This window comes from Zymomonas mobilis subsp. pomaceae ATCC 29192, assembly GCF_000218875.1.
GTDB classification, from domain to species: Bacteria; Pseudomonadota; Alphaproteobacteria; order Sphingomonadales; family Sphingomonadaceae; genus Zymomonas; species Zymomonas pomaceae.
The window spans coordinates 1-16,963 of sequence record NC_015709.1; the positions used below are offsets into that span (position 1 = coordinate 1).

General features: G+C 44.2%; 13 protein-coding genes and 1 tRNA gene. 11 read left to right on the top strand and 3 right to left on the bottom strand.

Annotated elements, in window-relative coordinates; translation table 11 throughout:
- Window positions 1–209 precede the first annotated feature (209 nt).
- The 6 genes from rpsT (at window position 210) to ZYMOP_RS00030 (ending at window position 7,932) form a co-directional block, all read left to right on the top strand.
- On the top strand, window positions 210–473 hold the full coding sequence (rpsT, locus tag ZYMOP_RS00005; RefSeq protein WP_013933306.1) for a 30S ribosomal protein S20: 264 nt from the start codon (window positions 210–212) through the stop codon (window positions 471–473).
- Window positions 474–1,217: 744 nt separating this feature from the next.
- Window positions 1,218–2,669, top strand: coding sequence for a chromosomal replication initiator protein DnaA (gene dnaA / locus ZYMOP_RS00010; RefSeq protein ID WP_013933307.1), 1,452 nt, complete (start codon window positions 1,218–1,220; stop codon window positions 2,667–2,669).
- 94 nt (window positions 2,670–2,763) lie between these two features.
- Window positions 2,764–4,632: an ABC-F family ATP-binding cassette domain-containing protein gene (locus ZYMOP_RS00015; RefSeq protein ID WP_013933308.1), complete on the top strand. Its 1,869-nt coding sequence runs from the start codon at window positions 2,764–2,766 to the stop codon at window positions 4,630–4,632.
- 408 nt (window positions 4,633–5,040) lie between these two features.
- Window positions 5,041–6,132: an OmpA family protein gene (locus ZYMOP_RS00020; protein ID WP_013933309.1), complete on the top strand. Its 1,092-nt coding sequence runs from the start codon at window positions 5,041–5,043 to the stop codon at window positions 6,130–6,132.
- 221 nt (window positions 6,133–6,353) lie between these two features.
- A complete protein-coding gene (locus ZYMOP_RS00025; protein WP_013933310.1) occupies window positions 6,354–6,866 on the top strand; it encodes a heme-degrading domain-containing protein in 513 nt (170 codons plus the stop codon).
- A 337-nt stretch (window positions 6,867–7,203) separates the two neighbouring features.
- Window positions 7,204–7,932 (top strand): Bax inhibitor-1/YccA family protein, encoded by a 729-nt coding sequence (locus ZYMOP_RS00030; protein ID WP_013933311.1) that lies wholly within the window; start codon window positions 7,204–7,206, stop codon window positions 7,930–7,932.
- A gap of 70 nt (window positions 7,933–8,002) precedes the next feature.
- Here the strand turns inward: ZYMOP_RS00030 and ZYMOP_RS00035 are convergent, their stop codons facing one another.
- Together ZYMOP_RS00035 and ZYMOP_RS00040 are read right to left on the bottom strand one after the other, a co-directional pair.
- Window positions 8,003–8,875: a dienelactone hydrolase family protein gene (locus ZYMOP_RS00035; RefSeq protein WP_252507423.1), complete on the bottom strand. Its 873-nt coding sequence runs from the start codon at window positions 8,873–8,875 to the stop codon at window positions 8,003–8,005.
- A 145-nt stretch (window positions 8,876–9,020) separates the two neighbouring features.
- Window positions 9,021–9,782 carry a competence/damage-inducible protein A gene (locus ZYMOP_RS00040; protein WP_158498485.1) on the bottom strand — a complete coding sequence of 254 codons (762 nt, stop codon included), beginning with the start codon at window positions 9,780–9,782 and terminating at the stop codon, window positions 9,021–9,023.
- Window positions 9,783–9,894: 112 nt separating this feature from the next.
- Here ZYMOP_RS00040 and map point away from each other — a divergent pair, with 112 nt between their 5' ends.
- The 4 genes from map to pepN all read left to right on the top strand — a co-directional run bounded on the left by map (window position 9,895) and on the right by pepN (window position 15,526).
- The gene (gene map, locus ZYMOP_RS00045) at window positions 9,895–10,725 is read left to right on the top strand and encodes a type I methionyl aminopeptidase (RefSeq protein WP_013933314.1); all 831 of its coding nucleotides are present in this window, start codon (window positions 9,895–9,897) and stop codon (window positions 10,723–10,725) included.
- Window positions 10,726–10,792: 67 nt separating this feature from the next.
- The gene (locus ZYMOP_RS00050) at window positions 10,793–11,806 is read left to right on the top strand and encodes a threonine aldolase family protein (RefSeq protein ID WP_013933315.1); all 1,014 of its coding nucleotides are present in this window, start codon (window positions 10,793–10,795) and stop codon (window positions 11,804–11,806) included.
- 41 nt (window positions 11,807–11,847) lie between these two features.
- Window positions 11,848–12,813 (top strand): DMT family transporter, encoded by a 966-nt coding sequence (locus ZYMOP_RS00055; RefSeq protein ID WP_013933316.1) that lies wholly within the window; start codon window positions 11,848–11,850, stop codon window positions 12,811–12,813.
- Between the two features lie 109 nt (window positions 12,814–12,922).
- The gene (gene pepN, locus ZYMOP_RS00060) at window positions 12,923–15,526 is read left to right on the top strand and encodes an aminopeptidase N (protein WP_013933317.1); all 2,604 of its coding nucleotides are present in this window, start codon (window positions 12,923–12,925) and stop codon (window positions 15,524–15,526) included.
- A gap of 231 nt (window positions 15,527–15,757) precedes the next feature.
- On the opposite strand, the gene ZYMOP_RS00065 is transcribed toward pepN, so the two are convergent.
- Window positions 15,758–15,832 (bottom strand) — tRNA-Asn (locus tag ZYMOP_RS00065).
- A gap of 164 nt (window positions 15,833–15,996) precedes the next feature.
- On the opposite strand from ZYMOP_RS00065, the gene ypfJ reads away from it, so the two are divergent.
- Window positions 15,997–16,905: a KPN_02809 family neutral zinc metallopeptidase gene (gene ypfJ / locus ZYMOP_RS00070; RefSeq protein ID WP_013933318.1), complete on the top strand. Its 909-nt coding sequence runs from the start codon at window positions 15,997–15,999 to the stop codon at window positions 16,903–16,905.
- Window positions 16,906–16,963: the final 58 nt, after the last annotated feature.

Below are 16,963 nucleotides of genomic sequence, written 5' to 3' on the forward strand. Positions count from 1 at the left end.
AAAACGCGCATTTACACAAAAATATCGACGATCCTATTGTTGATAATCGTTTGATGCCGTCTAAGCTGACAGCAAAAACTATGCATAGTTTTGCTTCCTGCTCTTGACCCGTAACGCGGAAAGCCATAAAGACTTTTCCTTCGTAAGGGCTGAACTGTGTTCAGTGTCAGTGCCTTTATTCTTATTTTCTGATTACATCGAGGACAAGCATGGCGAATACGCCGCAGGCAAAAAAGCGCATCCGTCGTAATGACCGTCGCGCTGAGATTAACGGCAATCGTATTAGCCGTATCCGTACTTTTATCAAAAAGGTTGAGTCTGCTATTGAAGCGGGCAATAAAACCGATGCAGAACAAGCTTTAGCCGCTGCACAGCCGGAATTGTTCCGCGGTGTTTCTAAAGGCATTTTGCATAAAAATACGGCTTCACGGAAATTCTCCCGTTTGGTTAAGAGCGTTACCGCTTTAGCCTAATATTTGTTAAAGGAGTTGCCATTGATCAGTTGATCTTGATTCAGCACGAAAAATGGCATTTTCCTCTAACAGATTTCAATATTTTATCTAAAAGCGTCCGATCCAAAGATCCTTTGCTTTTATTGGAAACAAGGGAATCACTTTATTTAAAGTAAAGTTGATATTCTTTATTCTTTTAAGATATTTTCGGATTGCTCTATCAGCCAAACTTCTTGTTTTTTAACAGGAAGTAGATTGAGCTCGTTACTGCATATAGTGGCGAGCTTTTTTATGCGTCAAAAATAATAATACCGTCTATATTTTGTAACAAAGTATTGATGTTGTAATAATATTTATGCACCGCAGTCTGAATATTTCTTGATAGCTGTTCATTTTAGCGCATCCGCTAAAAAAATAAAAAATGTCCAGTTAATCTATTTCAAGTGATAGTATCCCATGCAGTGATTCCTTCGTACATATCGAGTCAAGGCGTAAATTTTTGACGCTATCGCCGCTTACCCCTTGATTGGTTTTGTTTGCTCTTCCAAAAAGTAAGCGCATACTTGATAAATATTGAGTCCATCATCAGGACTTCAGTAAAACAGAATCGAGCATGACGGGTCTCCGTAAATAATAAGGCTGGGGCGCGTACCGTCTTATCGGTAGGGGCCGAAATCAAATAAAATCATAATTCTTTATAAGAGCTCAATTGAAGCGGGGAAAAATAATAGCGTGCTGAATCCAGTGCAAAATTCAGGTGGTGAAATGAATATCCCGGTACAAGACCAGGCATCATTACTGCCGGCTGCATGGAATGAAGTGCGTCAAATTTTGCGTAAAAAATGTGGTACACGTACTTTTGAAAGCTGGCTAAAATCTCTGGCACTCGCCGATTTTGATAACACTCATAAAATAATACGTTTGGCCTGTCCCAGTGAGTTTATGGCCAATTGGGTTTCTGCTCATTTATCTGATGAATTATTATTAGCATGGCGGACAGTCTGGCCTGGTATTACCGAAGTAAAGATAACCGTTCGCAATCCAAGTGCTCAACCTTTATTATTAGACGTTACAGAAATCGAATTACCCTTAGGCGACCATCCTCAACCCGTTGTCAAAAAAGCGAGCAAAAAAAAACAACCTTCGGCTACCATTGTTCCCCCTGCGTCAGCAGATGAATCCGAAAAGGATAGCCAAGGCCAGTTTGAAGAGCGCTATAATTTCGATAATTTTGTTGTTGGCAAGGCAAATGACCTCGCTTATCGCGCGGCCTGCACTTTTGCAGAAGGTGGAAAGCTCGATTTCAACCCGCTTTTTTTACATGGTGGAACGGGTCTTGGTAAAACCCATTTGATGCATGCGGTCGGGCTCGAATATTTAAAGCGTCATCCTAACAGTTCGGCAATTTATATGTCTGCCGAAAAATTCATGTATGATTTTGTCGCGGCCATGCGGGCGAAAGATACGCATAGCTTCAAGGCCAGATTGCGTTCCGCTGATCTTTTAATGATTGATGATGTCCAGTTTATCGCTGGAAAGGATTCTACACAGGAAGAATTCTTCCATACGATGAATGAGGTGATTACAGCCGGACGACGGCTCGTGATTTCAGCCGATCGTAGTCCTCAAGATTTAGAACGGATTGAAAGCCGTATTCTTTCCCGCTTGTCATGGGGCTTGGTTGCGGATGTTAATCCCGCTGATTTTGAGCTGCGGCTCAATATCATTCTGAAAAAATTAGAAGCTATGCCTCAGGTCACTGTCCCTGAAGACATTGTTTTCTTTCTTGCGAAGCGCATATGCACGAATGTTCGTGAATTGGAAGGCGCGCTTAATAGGGTTGTTGCCTATGCAACTCTTTCCAATCGGCCGATTGACATGGATTTTGTCACAGAAACCTTGGCCGATTTATTGCGCTCAACGCAAAAACGCATAACGGTTGAAGAAATTCAAAAGCGGGTTTGCGACCATTATCGTTTGAAATTAGCTGATATGAGTTCAAAAAGACGTGACCGGATTATTGCCCGCCCGCGGCAGGTCGCCATGTATTTATCCAAATATCTGACACCTCGTTCTTTACCTGAAATTGGTCAGCGTTTTGGGGGGCGGGATCATACAACCGTTATTCATGCGATTCGTCAGGTAGAAAAATTGCGTTTAATAGATGAAGAAGTTGATTCTGATGTCCGTATGCTGATGCGTCAGCTTGAAGGATAAGGCTTTTTAATAATAAAGCTTGAACCAACCTTCTGTGATTTTTATAAATTCGTTGTCTTTTGATTTCCTCACTTAACTTCCTGAATTGAGAAATATGCTTAGTTTTTCGGCCATTACTGTCCGGCTTGGGGGCCGACTTATCCTTGATCAGGCAACTGCGAGTTTACCACCCGGCAGTCATGTGGGTCTCATCGGGCGGAATGGCGCGGGTAAATCCACTTTGATGAAAGTGGTCGCAGGCCTCTTAGAATCCGATGGGGGCACGTTATCTATGCCCCGTGAAACCCGTATCGGCTATATTGCACAGGAAGCGCCAGAAGGGACGGCTACACCTTATGAAACGGTGTTAGCGGCGGATAAAGAGCGTGCAACGCTTATGGCTGCAAGTGAAACCGAAGCCGATCTTGAAAAGCTAGCGGAAATTCACGAAAGATTAAATGCCATCGACGCCTACACCGCGCCAGCACGGGCATCCCGTATTCTGGCAGGTCTTGGTTTCGATGAAACGATGCAGGCACAACCCCTTTCATCTTTTTCAGGTGGTTGGCGTATGCGGGTTGCTTTAGGGGCATTATTATTTTCTGCGCCAGATTTATTGTTGCTTGATGAACCGTCAAACCATCTCGATTTGGAAGCGGTATTATGGCTTGAAAATTTCCTTCGTTCTTATCGTGGGACTTTGCTTTTAATTAGCCACGAACGTGATTTTCTGAACAAAGTTGCTGATCATATTCTTCACCTTCAACAGGGAAAACTAACTCTTTATCCAGGGGGATATGATGCTTTTGAACGACAGCGGGCTGAACGTTTGTCGCAAGTCGAAGCAGCGCGTAATCGCCAACTAGCGGAAAGAGAAAAACTGCAAAGCTTTGTCAACCGCTGGCGCACAAAAGCACATAGCGCCCGCCAAGCACAAAGTCGAATGAAGGCGTTAGAAAAAATGGAACCCATCGCGGCGGCGGTTGAAGATCCATCGCTCAGTTTTTCCTTCCCCAGTCCCGATGCCAATTTGAAACCGCCTTTAATAACCTTGGATCAGGCTTCTGTTGGCTATGGGGAAAAGCCCATTCTAAGCCATCTCAATTTACGGATTGATCCTGATGACCGGCTCGCTTTCATTGGTCGAAATGGTAATGGTAAGACGACTTTAGCTAAATTATTAGTCGGGCAGTTATCTACGCTTGAAGGCGCTATGACCACCTCGTCTAAAATCAAAGTGGGCTATTTTACGCAATATCAGGTCGAAGAATTAGATGTTGAGGATAGCCCTCTTGATCATATGACGCGATTGATGCCCGGTTCGCCTACGGCTGCGGTTCGTGCCCAGCTGGGACGATTTGGTTTTTCAGGGGAAAAGGCAACTCAAAAAGTAGGCAGCATGTCTGGTGGTGAACGGGCAAGATTAGCTTTAGCTTTGATTACGCGTGATGCGCCTCATCTGTTGATTTTGGATGAGCCTACTAACCATTTAGATGTGGATGTTCGACAAGCCTTGATCGAAGCTTTAGCTGAATATCGGGGGGCTGTTATTATCGTTTCACATGACCGTCATATGTTGGAATTAACCGCTGATCGTCTTATTCTGGTCGATAATGGTAATGCTTCTGATTTTGAGGGTGATCTTGATGATTATACGGATTTTATCTTAGGCCGAAATGATCGGATAACTAGTGGTCAAAATACACCAAAGCCTCAAGATCGTAAGGCTGAAAAAAAGGCACGAGCTGAAGCCCGGCAAAAAAATAAAATTTTGCGGGATGAAATTAAAAAATTAGAATTAAAAATATCGCAATTAACAGCTAGAAGAAATGAAATAGATCAAGCTTTGTTCGATCCAAAATCGGCTTCTTCTAAAGATAAATCACTTACAGTTACTGAACTTATGAAGTTACGTTCTGATGTTGAAGAAGAATTAAACCAAAAAGAAGCCCTGTGGTTGGAAAAAAGTGAAACTCTAGAGTAAATTGATCTTAATTTTATTTAAAAAATACTTTTTGGTTTTTGAAAGTCTATCTCAGAGGCTCTCCAAGAAGAGTCTCTTTTTTCTCAAAACCAAGAGCATAACTGCGTTATAAAAGCCTCTAATGTAGGTAAAATTGCACTAAACATTAAAAATAGTGACCTTTTTATTTTATTTTCGAGCGTTTCCAACTATCACTTACATGATGAAATAAATTACCTTGAGATAATCTTTTAAGATTTTTTTGAGAAATTACTGTTTCGATTGTGCGTATTTAAGCAAAAGCAAGCTTTTCGTTTGATATGCGATGCTTTTTGGCAACATTTTGAGCTATATGTGTGCTTGCACCGCTCGCTTGCTTTGTTTAGTTACGATAGTAATCCGTAAGGGTTTGATTGAAAGGGGATGACAATGCGTAAGCTGGCCATTGTGGCTGCGCTCGCCTCTAGCGCAATAGCTGCACCGGCGCTTGCCCGCGATGGTGCGTGGTATGTCAGCGTCGACGGCGGCGGTTTGTTCGTCGAGGATATACATTATAAACTGCCGGGTGCCCAATCTGCAAGAATGGGTAACAAAGCAGGTTACGATGTAGATGCCAATGTTGGTTACGACTTCGGGCCGTTCCGTGTAGAAGGTGAAGCCGCCTATAAAAGTGCCAATAATGGCAACTTTTCATCAGGAGGTACTACCGCCAAAAGCCATGGATCGACTGATGTTCTAAGCTTCATGTTGAATGGTATGTTCGACTTTGGCGGCAAAAATGACGGCGTTTCCGGCTTTATCGGAGGTGGTGTCGGTGTCGCTCGCGTCGCTCTTAACCATTACTCATTAGGCGGCACTAGTAGCTTCGCCAATGATTCTGATGCGCATTTTGCGTGGCAGGTAATCGCTGGTATCCGTAAGCCGGTCACTAAGATGATCGACTTCGAATTGAAGTACCGCTTCTTCAATGTGAACGGTTTGAACTTCCAGACCACCGACATGGGTAACATGTCTGGCCGTTATCGTTCGCATAGTGTGTTGGCCGGCTTGGTATTTAACTTTGGTGAACCGAAGGCTTCGCCTCCACCACCACCACCGCCACCTCCGCCACCACCACCACCGCCACCTCCGCCACCACCACCTGCGCCGCCACCACCACCTCCGCCTCCGGCAATTCCGGGACCGTTCTTGGTGTTCTTTGACTTTGACAAGTACAATATTACGCCAGAAGCAGCGTCAATTCTTGACAACGTGGCCTCGTCTTACGATCAGACGGGACAAGCACGTGTGGTTCTTGCGGGTCATACCGACACCATGGGTTCTGCCAAATATAACATGGGTCTGTCACAGCGCCGTGCAGATTCTGTTAAGGCTTATCTGGTTGGAAAAGGTATTCCTGAAGATGCAATGGCTACCGAAGCTTTCGGTAAAACGCATCTCTTGGTACAGACCGCTGATGGTGTTCGTGAACCTCAGAATCGCCGCGTCGAAATCACTTTCGGTCCAGGTTCTGATCAATAATTTTAATCGCCTTTCTAGGCTTCAACAAGAAAGGGCTGATCTTTGGATCGGCCCTTTTTTTATTATGATCACGGTATTTTTTATATTTTTCCAAGGTAAAAAAGGCCGCACATCCGACCTCGGCATTTTATCTGATTTTATATTATTAGGGATGTTTTTTAAGAAAGATCGGCCTAAACTTTCTTTAGAATCTGAATAATAATATCGAGAAGGATGCCTTAATGTCCCATGATATAGACCGTGATATTGCTGCCGTAAAACAGCAAGAAGCGTTACTTCATTTACCCGAATTTAATGAAGAAATTGCATGGCAGCTAGGATCTTATATCCGCGCTATAGCCGGTAAAGAAAAACTGCCGATTGCTATCGCCGTGGCGCGTTTTAATCAGCCTCTTTTTTATGCGGCGATGCCTAATAGTTCTCCCGATAATAGAAACTGGATTCGACGCAAAGTGGCAACGGTTGCGCATTATTTCTCAAGTTCTTACGCTATCGGTTTGAAATTAAAGAAAAAAGGCGAAAAATCCTTAGCGTGTTATGGTTTAGATGATAGCCAATATGCTTTTCATGGTGGTGCTTTTCCTATTTTCGTTAAAAATGCCGGTATTGTTGGCTATATAGCTGTGTCAGGACTGGATCAGCGTGATGATCATGCTTTGGTCGTAATGACCTTGGCGCAACATTTAGGAATTGATCCTAAAACTGTCTCGTTAGATACCTTAATTACCGCCTAAATAGAATATTTAGATATAGGGGCATTATAGTAAATATTATTTATAATAAGGCCCCTATATTATTTAGGATGAAATAAATATATTTTTCAGTCATTTTTATTCTATTCCAGTTGGATATTATCTGTTTGTTAAAGCAATTAGTTTTCAAGACGATATGCCTCGCTGTTTTTTTTAAAATGTCTTTATATTTTATTTCATAGGTTTAACCGAAAGATAAAATTACAGGAGACATTTTAATCTATCAGTCAGCTTCATTTATATAGGCTATTAACTTGAAATAGAGTATTGCTATCCTGATATATACGGGAACAATCTTCCTAATTGGAGATCACACATTATGGCAAATTGGAATGATCCTCGGGTGAGCGCGATGGGATCTGCGACACCTGGTCGTGCCGGATCGTCGGAGCGTGACGCCGGTCTTCGCTCCTATATGCTTTCGGTTTATAATTATATGGCTGGTGGGGTATTATTCACCGGTATCGTTGCTTATTTACTGGCCCATTCATCCTTGGGTGAAGCTATTATTTTTTCACCCTTACGTTGGGTTGCAATTCTGGCACCGCTTGCCTTTGTTTTTGCTTTAAGTGCAGGGGTGAACCGTTTCAGCCTTTCGACATTACGCGGCCTTTTTTGGGCTTATGCCGGTGTAATGGGCGTATCCATGTCGGTTATTTTCTTTGTATATACCGGCACTTCTATTGCTCAGACGTTTTTTGCAGCGGCGGCAGGATTCGCCGGTTTAAGTCTGTTGGGTTATACGACCAAAAAAGATTTATCCGCGTTTGGTAGCTTTCTGATCATGGGCGTCTTTAGTTTAATCATTGCCTCTCTTGTGGGAATGTTCTTTCATTCTTCACAATTACAATTTGTGATTAGTGCCTTTGGCGTACTGATTTTCGCAGGTTTGACGGCTTATGATACTCAGCAGATCAAAAGCCTCTATTTTATGAGTTCAGATAGAGAATATACCGGAAAATTGGCGATTATGGGAGCTTTGAGCCTTTATCTCGATTTCATCAATATGTTCAACTATCTGTTGAGCTTTATGGGTGATCGCCGCTAATTTTCTAAAAAATTATTTTTTGAAGCCCGAAGGTAAATAGGCCTTCGGGCTTTTTTTATGTCGTAATGGTTTAAGGCTTCTCCGGGGTGGCTGGGGCCATGCTGGAATCTGACAGATTTTTTGCCTGTTTTTGTTCATCTTTTTCTATTTTGCGAAGCAAAGCCGGCTTGGGTTCTAAATATTTAGCTAGAAATTCGGTACTTCTTGCCCATGCCTGTTGAGAGGCCGCTTGGTTATAATTGGTCTGCGTTTCATCCATAAAACCGTGGCCGGAATTAGGATAAAAATAGCATTCCAAGGGTACGGAGGCGGCTTTTAAGGCTTCAATCCAATCAAGGGCTTCGACATCAATCTTTTGGTCCATGGTGCCGAAATGGAGCTGTAAAGGCGTTTTAATTTTCGCGGCCTCTGCAACAGGTGGAGAGGGACTATAATAAGTCACTGCAGCCAATAGATCGGTATTGGCTTGGGCGGCTGTATATTCTACTAATTTCCCGCCCCAACCAAGGCCGATAGCCCCTACCTTGCCGGTTGAATAACGTTGGTTCTTTAACCATGCAATCGTCATGACGGCATCTTTGATGACCCATGGCATATCAAAAGCCCCAATCATTGCTTTTGCCTTGGCCGTATCTTTCGGGGTTCCACCCCAAGGGGATAAGAAATCCGGCGCAAGCGCAATATATCCCTTAAGGGCCATCTGCCGGGCAACTTCGCGCGCTTCAAAATCCAGTCCGTTTTCATCATGTACCACCATGACCGCCGGTAATTTCCCGCGCGCAACGGCGGGCACCGCAATATAGCCATGCATCAATTCACCATTAGAGACTTTCCAGTGAACCCGATGGGTATTTAAAAGCGGATTATCATCGCCTTTATCAATAGGAAAAGGCAACTCGGCAGGTTTAGTCGATGTAGTATTACCCTCAGTCTCGGCAGCCATACTTTTACCCGAGAATCCAAGACCTATAAGCGTTGTTATACTCAAATTTAAAAAATTTCGGCTAAAACATCGACGATTTATTTGTTGTCTCAAAGAGACTATTTCGTCAGAAAGCGTTTTAAACCCCATAACAGGACCTCTATTGTTATATAGCACCATCAATAGCCGATAAATCTTCAGCCAGAAGACGCGCTATCAAATCCTGTGCACATTTATTTAAGGATTCTTTATCTGTAGATCGGATGACCAAATTGACCCCGCCGCTACCATTCCGAAAGAAAGGGTAGCTGCCTAATTTGCAATCAGGATGGTCTTTTTCAGTTTCTCTCAATGTTTTGGCAATACGGCTTTCACCATCCCATGTCCCAATAGTACGCGATAAAACCGGTTTCCCCCCTTTTAAAGTGCCATTAAGACTTTCCAACATCGTCGTTACAATTTTAGGAACACCGGCCAGAATAAAAATATTTTGAATATGGATTCCTGGCGCGCCCGATATTGGGTTTTTAATGAGCGTGCTACCTTTGGGAACCCGCGCCATTAGAAGACGGGCAGGGGTCAGGCCGCCCCGATCAGAATAATATTCTTCAAGGCATTTCCGAGCATCTGGATGAATGACTATCGGCAAATCAAGCGCGTGGCTGATACCTTCTACCGTAATATCATCATGGGTTGGGCCAATCCCTCCGGTAGTGAATAAATAATCATGGCTGTCTTTTAAATCGCGTACAGCCGCAACTATCCTCGTATCATCATCGGGAATAACGCGTACTTCTGTCAGCCTTATCCCTTGTATATTGAGCCATGAGGCAATTTGAGCAATATTTTTATCTTCCGTCCGTCCCGACAAGATTTCATCGCCAATTATCAGCAAAGCCGCTGTCCATATACGATTATTTTCCATAATGCTCGATTTGTCCTTGTTTATTCAAAAAACCATTTCTGAACTCTGAAACTTAACAATTCTAATGCATAATGCACCCTCGCAAAGGGCAAGTTTATTAGTTATAGCAGAAGTTATGACTGAATATATCTATGTCAAAGATGGCGACACCGCTATTCGTACACATGCCATCAAGCTTTATGATGAAAACGCTTTTGCCGGAATGCGTAAAGCTGGAAGACTGGCTGCTGATGTACTTGATGCACTTGTACCCCACGTCAAACCGGGTATCTCGACCGGAGAACTTGATCGTCTTGCCGATGACCTGATCCGGAAAGGGGGCGGTATCTCTGCCTGCCGTTACTATCGTGGCTATCAAAAGTCGGTATGTATTTCGGCCAATCATATTATATGTCATGGTATCCCAGGCCCCAAAGCATTGAAATCCGGTGATATTATCAATATCGATGTTACGGTTATTGTTGACGGATGGCATGGGGATACCAGCCGAATGTATTTCGTCGGAGATGTCCCCTTAAAAGCTAGAAAATTGGTCGATGTTACGTATCAAGCTTTGATGCTCGGTATCGAACAGGCTCGCCCCGGTAATCATATAGGGGACATCGGGCACGCTATTGCGACACTGGCGGCACAGCATCGCTATGGTGTAGTCCGCGATTTTTGCGGCCATGGCTTGGGCCGCGTCTTTCATGACCGCCCAGAAGTTGTTCATGTCGGTATGCCAGGCGAAGGGCCAGAATTAAGACCGGGTATGCTGTTTACTATTGAACCAATGATCAATATTGGTAAGCCCGATGTTAAAATTTTAGAGGATGGTTGGACGGCGGTTACCCGTGATCGGTCCCTTTCTGCCCAGTTTGAGCATTCTATCGGAATCACGGAAAAGGGTTGCGAAATCTTTACAAAAAGCGCAGCCGGATTAGATGCACCCCCTTATAAGGGGTAAGCTTGTTATTTTATAATAAAAATTAACGATAAGCTATCGTATTTTAGTTTTGGGGATAGTGAGTATAATGCAGACCATTCGTTTTTTTTCTGATAATGCCGCCACCGTCGCAGCACCTGTTATGGATGCTATTATAGCCGCCAACCACAGCGATATGGCCTATGATGCTGACCAGTGGAGTTTAAAGCTCGACGCTATCTTTTCCGAATTATTTGAAACGGAAGTGACAGCGCATTGGACGGTCACGGGGACGGCTTCAAACGCTTTGGCTATGGCCGCCATTTGCCCTCCCTTTGGTGGCGTTTTATGCAGTCAGGATGCCCATGTTCAGACAGATGAAGGCGGCGCACCAGAATTCTATACGCATGGCTCTAAATTATTATTAGTACCTGGCGAAGCCGCAAAATTTACCCCTCAAAGCTTACGGGATAGAGCTGCCGCTATTTCTGATAGTGTCCATATGGTACAACCCCATGCGGTAACTATTACCAATTCAACAGAATTAGGGCAGGTTTACACCCCAGAAGAAACAGCCGCTATTGGTGCTGTCGCTCGTGAAAAAGGATGGCATTTCCATCTGGACGGGGCACGCTTTGCTAATGCAATAGCTTCTCTTAACTGTTCGGTTGCGGATTTGACGTGGAAAGCGGGCGTCGATCTGATGAGCTTTGGCTTTACTAAGAATGGGGCTATGGCCGCAGAAGCCTTGGTTTTCTTTAATCGTGATCTCGCTGCTGACAATAAACGCCGCCGTAAGCGTGCGGGCCATCTCCTGTCAAAAGGACGTTTTATTTCCGCTCAGATCGAAGCTATGCTGAAAAACGACTTATGGCTTGATCTTGCACGGTCTTCCAATGGCGTTGCGGCGCGTATCGCTGCGGCTATTGATCCTAAACGTCTGGTTTACCCTGTTCAGGCTAATGAAATTTTTCTGTATATTTCGCAAGAAGAACGCGCTGAATTACGGGCAAAAGGCTTCGTTTTTTATGATTGGGGTCATGACAAAATCCGTCTGGTCGCTTCATGGGATCAGCCTGATCATGAAGTCGTCGCTCTGATTGAAGCTTTACAGGCTTTATAATTTTTATTGTGACGAGCGTATAAAATGGGGAAGAGGACGTAATGGCATTAACTGAAAGTGAAGTTCAGTCGAACAATAATTTAAGGCTGACTTCACCAAAGGTTTTAATCGCTTTTTTGTTAGTGACCTTAATCTGGAGTACCACTTGGTTTATTATCCGCGGTCAGCTTAACACCGTGCCCGCCAATTGGTCGGTCTGTTATCGTTTTTTTATAGCTGGCTTGATGATGTTTCTATTTTGTCGTGCCAAAGGTTATAAAATCACGCTGGATCGCGGAAATCAGCTTTTCTGCATGGTTTCCGGTTTACTCTTGATTACGGCCTCTTATGGTTTTGTCTATGCTGCCGAATCCCATATTACATCGGGGTTGGTGGCGGTTGCTTTTGCTCTAGTCATTATCCCCAATAGTTTTTTTGCGCGGGTCTTTCTGGGGAAAAAAAGCTCGCCCTATTTTGTTTTGGGATCGGCCTTAGCCGGAATCGGGTTGGGGCTGTTATTTCGTAATCAACTAGGGCATTTTTCCAGTGATACGGAAACCCGCTTGGGTCTGGGCTTATCTTTATTAGGGGTTCTGAGCGCTTCTTTGGGGGAAGTTTTACTAGCTACGCCTCGAGGACGCTCTCATCCTATGCCGGTTTTTTTGGCATGGTCTATGATATGGGGCAGTATAGGAATCGGCGTTGTGGCTCTTTTTATAGATGGCGCGCCTGTTTTTGACACTAGCCTTCCTTATCTTGAAAGCTTGCTCTACCTGACCGTCTTTGGCTCGGTATTGGCCTTTATCTTTTATTTTTATGTTTTACAGGCGGTGGGCCCTGCTATGTCTGCCTACTCCCATGTTCTTATTCCCATTGTCGCTATGGGTATTTCAACTCTCTTTGAAAATTATATCTGGGGTATTTCGGCTATTGCCGGTAGCGGCATGGTACTGCTTGGATTATTGCTGACGCTGAAGTCTCAGCAACCTAACACCCCGATACCTCTTGAAACCATGATAGTTGATTAGAAATTGTTAAGGGTCGGGCTTATATAACTAAAAGAGCCTTAAAAAGTTTTTATCGGCCTCAATAAGTGTTCTAGGATTTTAAATATCACTGTTAGGTTAGGATCACTGTATGTCTGAATCTCGGGTTGTTTCTGATAAACCTACGGTTATCCATCGCCATGATTATCAGCCACCTGATTGGCTAGTGCCCAGTATTGCGCTTAATTTTTTACTCGATCCGCAAAAAACACGGGTAAAAGCCCGTTTGCACGTCAAGCGTAACGGTGAACACACACATCCTTTACGTCTAGAAGGTAATGATCAATCGCTGATCAGCTTTTCTATTGATGGCGTTGATGCCCTGTCACAAGTCGAAAAAGCGGACCACGGCCTAACGGTGCCTTTATCCGGCGATTCTCATTTTATTGAAACCGAAGTAGAAATTTCACCTGAAAGCAATTCCCAATTAATGGGGTTGTATGCTTCTTCGGGGCTTCTTTGCACACAATGTGAAGCCGAAGGCTTTCGCCGTATTACCTATTTCCCAGATCGTCCCGATATTCTCAGCCGCTATACGGTGCGTATGGAGGCCGATGCCTCTGCCTTTCCGGTATTATTATCAAATGGTAATCTGGCGCTATCTGGAAAAACAGAAAATGGCCGCCATTTTGCCTTGTGGAACGATCCTTTCCCCAAGCCTTGCTATTTGTTCGCTTTGGTAGCGGGAAATTTAGCGGCGCGCCGTGATGAATTCATTACGGCATCTGGACGCAAAGTTGCGTTGGCCATTTGGGTTCGGGAAGCCGATCTTGATAAAACAGCTCATGCTATGGAGGCCCTTAAAAAGGCGATGGCGTGGGATGAAAAAGTCTATGGTCGCGAATATGACCTAGATCAATTTAATATCGTGGCTGTTGATGACTTCAATTTTGGCGCGATGGAAAATAAAAGTCTCAATATCTTTAACTCACGTTATATTCTAGCTGATCCCGATACCGCTACAGATGCTGATTATGATGCTATTGCAGGGGTGGTCGCCCATGAATATTTTCATAATTGGTCAGGTGACCGCGTTACCTGCCGTGACTGGTTCCAGCTTTCTTTAAAAGAAGGTTTTACCGTTTTTCGGGATCAAAGCTTTTCGGCTGATTTGGGTTCACCAGCAGTTAAACGTATCGAAGATGTCAGAAGTTTACGCGCGGCTCAGTTCCCAGAAGATGCTGGCCCCCTAGCGCATCCTATTCGGCCAGAAAGCTATATCGAAATTTCTAATTTTTATACGGCAACTGTCTATAACAAAGGGGCCGAAATTATCCGGATGTTGCATCGCCTGTTAGGGGCCGAGCAATTTAGAAAAGGTTCGGATCTTTATTTTGACCGCCATGATGGCGAAGCCGCTACTTGCGAAGACTTCGTTCAGGCGATGGAAGATGCTAGCGGTGTTGATCTAAAGCTGTTCCGTCGTTGGTATAATCAGGCGGGCACGCCTAAATTAAAGATTGCTTTCAAATGGGATGATAAGACCAAGATGGCCCATCTCCATTTGGAACAGATTGTTCCACCAACCCCGTCACAACCTGAAAAACAACCGATGGTTTTACCTGTCGCTGTCGCATTGATCGGGAAAGAAACGGGGCGCAATTTAATCGGGGAACAGTTGCTTGTTCTTTCTGAAGCCAGTCAGGATTACGAATTCGGGCCTTTGGAAGAAGAACCGTTATTATCAAGCAATCGTGGTTTCTCGGCGCCTGTGATTATAGAAGATCAGTGTGAGGCCGCTAATCTTGCTTTTCTTTCGGCGCATGATGACGATCCCTTTGCCCGATATGAAGCTATGCAGCAGCTGATGCTCAATTTATTGGTTGCTCGCGTTCATAAAGAGCAATCAAATGCCAGCACTGTTGTTGAAGCTGTACGACAAACCTTGATTGATCCTAAATTGGATTCTGCTTTCATTGCAGAGGCGGTGATACTGCCTTCTGAAAATATGATTGGCGAACAACTTGAAACGGTTGATCCAAAGGCTATTGCTGAAGCCCGCGATGATTTGCGGTCTATTTTAGGGCAAGAATTAGAAGATTTATGGCGCGATGCTTATAAACGTTCCAGTAGGGGCGATTATAGCTATACCCCCGAAGCCGTAGGTGCACGGCGTCTAAGAAATGTGGCGCTCAGCTATCTAGCGGCTGGCGATTTCAAAGATGCACCAACGATAGCATGGCAGCAATTTGAAAAAGCTGACAATATGACCGATCGTCGCGGGGCGCTTGACGTTCTGGTTAACGGGGTAGCGCCTGAACGGGAACAGGCCTTAACAGCCTTTTATGAGCGTTATAAAGATAACGCTTTGGTTATTGATAAATGGTTCTCGGCTCAGGCGCTTTCGACACGCCCTGATACGATTGATATTGTCAAAAAACTGGCCGTTCATCCTGATTTTACACTGAAAAATCCTAACCGTGCACGCTCTTTGATCGGCGGATTTGCCCATAATGCACGGGCTTTCCATGATCTTTCCGGCGAAGGCTATCGTTTTGTGACGGATATGATTATCGCCTTGGATAAAATCAATTCTCAGACGGCAGCAAGAATGATTGCGCCCTTTGGTCGCTGGAAACGCTACGATAGTACGAGATCAGAGCTGATGCGCCAATCTTTAGAAAAAATATTGGAAACGCCTAATCTTTCCAAAGATGTGTTTGAACAAGCCTCTAAAAGTTTGCTTTCTGACTAAAACAGAATGCCAATAAATACTTCAAAAGGTCGTCTTTTAATGAAAGGCGGCCTTTTTTATGTGTCCTGAATATAATTTGTCAGAGCATTCTATCTAAAATGCCTACCCCAAAGAAACAACGACGGTACAAGGCAAAGATGCCTCATCAAATTCGCCTCAAGAGGCAAGATTGAAAGTTTTTTGTTGGGATAAATTTTTAGGAGGTGTTTTTTTGATTATGAGCCATTTTAATGGCTCCCCGAGTAGGATTCGAACCTACGACCTGCCGATTAACAGTCGGACGCTCTACCGCTGAGCTATCAGGGAATACCGTTCGCGTTTACCGCGTTGGGTGTGGAGCGCGTATAACAATCACCCTTTTATCTCGCAAGCTTTTTTTTAAAAAAAATCAAAAAAATGAAAGCTATGGATGAAACTTGTTCACCTCCCTATATTTACTGAAATCGGATATAGGGAAGGTGGAGTTTGTCATGCGGCTTGATGATTACCGAAGTAGCGACAATGTCGAAGACGAACGGGGTGAAAATTTCAGTAACGGGGGCGGGGGCGGCTTCAATCTTTTAGGCCCTTTACTGGGATTTATCATCGGTCGTTTTGGGATTGGTGGTGTCGTTATATTAGTTTTAATTTGTGTTATTTTCAAAATTAATCCTTTGGGTTTTATCAGTAACACCCCGTCTGTCAGTCCATCCGCTTCAAGCCAGCAGCATTCCGTGCGTTCTGCCCAGCAAGCTTGCCAGTTAAATGCGGCCAGTCTTTTTTCCTGTCGCGTTTTGGCAAGTACAGAAGATACATGGAGTAAAATATTTGCGGATGAAGGCAAAAAATATACCCCGACGACTTTAGTTTTCTATAGCCAGCGTGGACGTTCTGGATGTGGGGTAGCGGAATCAGCGATGGGGCCGTTTTATTGTCCCGCAGATCAGCGGGTTTATCTGGATACTGATTTTTATAATGAATTGGTAAATCGTTTTCATGCGGGCGGGGATTTTGCCCAAGCTTATGTTATTGCTCATGAAGTCGGCCACCATGTTCAGGATTTGAACGGCTTATCTGATCAAATTCGTGAACAGCAGGCAAGGTCGTCGAAAGCGCAAGCCAATGCCCTACAGGTTCGGATGGAGTTACAGGCTGATTGCTATGCTGGCGTTTGGGCAGCCCATAACCGTGATCGCATCGAAAGCGGCGACATTGAAGAAGGTATGAAGGCCGCCCATGCTATCGGGGACGACACTTTGGAAAAAGCAGCGGGTATGCGTCCGGTTCCAGAAAGCTTTACTCATGGCACATCTGAAGAGCGTATGCGCTGGTTACGACGCGGAATTGAAAGCGGTAATCCAGCTCAATGTGACACGTTTAACCATGATATTGATAGCTAAATAGCGTCCCTATAGCTTTTTAAAAAGGCTACTGATAACGGCCAATTATCCTTGGATA

Excerpts from the sequence above, each read along its gene's own strand:
- rpsT (WP_013933306.1), top strand. The coding sequence starts at position 210 with ATGGCGAATACGCCGCAGGCAAAAAAGCGCATCCGTCGTAATGACCGT.
- dnaA (WP_013933307.1), top strand. The coding sequence starts at position 1,218 with ATGAATATCCCGGTACAAGACCAGGCATCATTACTGCCGGCTGCATGG.
- ZYMOP_RS00015 (WP_013933308.1), top strand. The coding sequence starts at position 2,764 with ATGCTTAGTTTTTCGGCCATTACTGTCCGGCTTGGGGGCCGACTTATC.
- ZYMOP_RS00020 (WP_013933309.1), top strand. The coding sequence starts at position 5,041 with ATGCGTAAGCTGGCCATTGTGGCTGCGCTCGCCTCTAGCGCAATAGCT.
- ZYMOP_RS00025 (WP_013933310.1), top strand. The coding sequence starts at position 6,354 with ATGTCCCATGATATAGACCGTGATATTGCTGCCGTAAAACAGCAAGAA.
- ZYMOP_RS00030 (WP_013933311.1), top strand. The coding sequence starts at position 7,204 with ATGGCAAATTGGAATGATCCTCGGGTGAGCGCGATGGGATCTGCGACA.
- ZYMOP_RS00035 (WP_252507423.1), bottom strand. The coding sequence starts at position 8,875 with ATGGCTGCCGAGACTGAGGGTAATACTACATCGACTAAACCTGCCGAG.
- map (WP_013933314.1), top strand. The coding sequence starts at position 9,895 with ATGACTGAATATATCTATGTCAAAGATGGCGACACCGCTATTCGTACA.
- ZYMOP_RS00050 (WP_013933315.1), top strand. The coding sequence starts at position 10,793 with ATGCAGACCATTCGTTTTTTTTCTGATAATGCCGCCACCGTCGCAGCA.
- ZYMOP_RS00055 (WP_013933316.1), top strand. The coding sequence starts at position 11,848 with ATGGCATTAACTGAAAGTGAAGTTCAGTCGAACAATAATTTAAGGCTG.
- pepN (WP_013933317.1), top strand. The coding sequence starts at position 12,923 with ATGTCTGAATCTCGGGTTGTTTCTGATAAACCTACGGTTATCCATCGC.
- ypfJ (WP_013933318.1), top strand. The coding sequence starts at position 15,997 with ATGCGGCTTGATGATTACCGAAGTAGCGACAATGTCGAAGACGAACGG.